This is a genomic window from Clavibacter sp. MX14-G9D (genome assembly GCF_032917815.1).
Taxonomy (GTDB): Bacteria; Actinomycetota; Actinomycetes; order Actinomycetales; family Microbacteriaceae; genus Clavibacter; species Clavibacter michiganensis_K.
Genome location: NZ_JAVCVL010000319.1, coordinates 1 through 2,120, shown reverse-complemented (window position 1 = coordinate 2,120; position 2,120 = coordinate 1). Strand labels below are relative to the sequence as shown.

Sequence of the window (2,120 nt, the reverse complement as noted above, 5' to 3'; positions counted from 1 at the left end):
CGCGGCGGTCGTCGCGGTCGGCGTCGGCGTGGGGCTCTTCCTGCCGCTCGTGGGGATCCCCCTGGTCGGCTTCGTGCTGCTCGACGCGCTGATCACCGCGGCGCGCGTGGACCGGCGGCCCGACCCCGCGGCCTCGGCCTGATCGCGGCCGGTGCCGGCGGTCCCCGCGTCAGCGGACGGCCGGCGCCGGCCCCGTCGACGCGGCCACGTGCAGCCGGCAGGGCAGGAGGGCGTGCGGCAGCTCCGTGGCCGTGCCGTCGAGGCGCGCGAGGAGCATCTCGACCGCGAGCCGGCCGAGCTCGGGACCGGGCGCGTCCATCGTGCTGAGGGCCGGCTCGACCAGCGCGCCCACCTCGGTGGACGTCGCCATCGAGAGGATCGACACGTCCTCCGGCACGCGGCGCCCGGCCGCGTCGAGCCCGGAGATGAGGCCACGCGCCGCCTGGTCGTTGAGGATCATGACCGCCGTGATCCCCGGATCCGCGTCCAGCAGCTCGCCCGCCGCGCGGCGCCCGCCCACGGGCGTCGGCGCGCACCGCGCCACCGCGGCGTCGAGCCCGCGCGCGGCGGTCTCCGCGCGGAAGGCCGCCTCGGTGCGCGTGGTGGGGCCGTAGCCGCGGAGCGGTCCGCTCTCCAGGTCCTCGACCATGAGCCCGAACCGGCGGTGCCCGAGCGCCTGCAGGTGGTCGAGGCCCTCGGCGACGGTGCGCTCGAAGTCCATGTCGACGAAGGGCAGGTCGTGGGTCTCGGCCGTGCGGCCGATGGAGACGAACGGCACGTCGAGGGCGGCGAGCTCCCGGATGCGGGAGTCGTCCATGCGCACCTCCATCACGATGACGCCGTCGACGAGCCTCCCGCTGACCAGGTCGGACACGTCGTCGGGCGACGTGCCGGTGGGCCAGAGCACCAGGTGGTAGCCGAGCTCGGAGGCGCGCGTGGCCGCGTTCATGAAGATCTCGAGGGCGATGCGGCTGAGTCGCTGCACGTCGGCGGGGAAGAGCAGGGCGATGATGCGGGTGCGCTTGCTGGCGAGCGCGCGGGCCACGACGTTGTTGCGGTAGCCGAGCTCCTGCATCGCCGCGGTGACGGCACGGCGGGTGGGCTCGGACACGGCCTTGGTGCCGTTGACGACGAAGGAGACCGTGGCGATCGAGACCCCCGCGCGCGCGGCGACCTCTCGCATGGTCGGGATGGCGGCTCCTCGCGGTCGGGCGGCGCCGGGCGGGCGCGTCCTCAGCGTATAGCGGGGACCGCCACGGGGAGGGGGACGGGCGCTGCTCGTCGGCGGGAGGTCCGGATCAGCGCGAGCGTGATGGCGCACACCACCGCCGTGAGGCCGAGCACGTACGCGGCGACCATGCCGTACCCGTCGGGCGACGACGCCGGGTCGAGGAACCCGTACGGGTAGTAGGTGGCGGAGCCGTGCACCTGGTCGCCCGTGACGGGCCCCCGGAGGAGCGTGACGAGCACCCACGCGAGCGGGAACAGGATCACGCGCCCGAGGGCGCCGGTGCGGAGCGGGCGACGGTCCGGCGCCACGAGCCAGTCGAGCAGCACGATCGCGGGGACGGCCACGTGCACGATCTGGTTGGCCCAGTCGAGCTCGAGCTCGGGCGGGCCCGGCTGGCCGCGGAGCAGCGCGTTCCACACGAGGCCCGTGATGAGGAGGTACACGGTGGTCGCGAGCCGCAGCGTGACCCAGGCGGTGCTCGGGTCGGCGACCCGGCCGCGGAGGAGCCGCACGCCGCCGACGCCCAGGACGACCATGCCGAGGAGGTTCGACTCGATGGTGAAGAACAGGAGGAAGTCGAGCGTCTTCCCGGCGATGCCGGTGACGCCGAGCCCCTGCCAGTAGGCGAGGTTGACGAGGTACTGGGCGACGACGCCGACGAGGGCGGCGACCGCGGTGGCCAGGCGGACGACGGAGAGGAGGATGCGCACGGGAGACGACGTTCCCATGAGCCCGTCCGCCCGCGCGTCCCACTGTCCACGGGGACGGGTGCCCGCGTGCTCCCGCCCGCGTGCGCCGACTCCCCGTCAGGCGCGGCCCGGTCCGGATCCGCGTCGGGCGTCCCGCGCCCGCCGCCGCGCCTCCTCGACGCCGCGCGCGTGGGCCTCCG

Annotated in this window: 2 protein-coding genes; both read right to left on the bottom strand. The window is 75.4% G+C overall.

Translation table 11 applies throughout. The annotated features are described in order from the left end of the window. Positions 1–169 precede the first annotated feature (169 nt). On the bottom strand, positions 170–1,183 hold the full coding sequence (locus Q6969_RS15165; RefSeq protein ID WP_317231190.1) for a LacI family DNA-binding transcriptional regulator: 1,014 nt from the start codon (positions 1,181–1,183) through the stop codon (positions 170–172). Positions 1,184–1,233: 50 nt separating this feature from the next. Then, the gene (locus Q6969_RS15160; protein ID WP_317231189.1) at positions 1,234–1,941 is read right to left on the bottom strand and encodes a Pr6Pr family membrane protein; all 708 of its coding nucleotides are present in this window, start codon (positions 1,939–1,941) and stop codon (positions 1,234–1,236) included. Between the last annotated feature and the right edge of the window lie 179 nt (positions 1,942–2,120).

Bases quoted from the DNA above. Each gene is read 5' to 3' on its own strand.
- Q6969_RS15165 (WP_317231190.1), bottom strand. From the start codon at position 1,183: ATGCGAGAGGTCGCCGCGCGCGCGGGGGTCTCGATCGCCACGGTCTCC.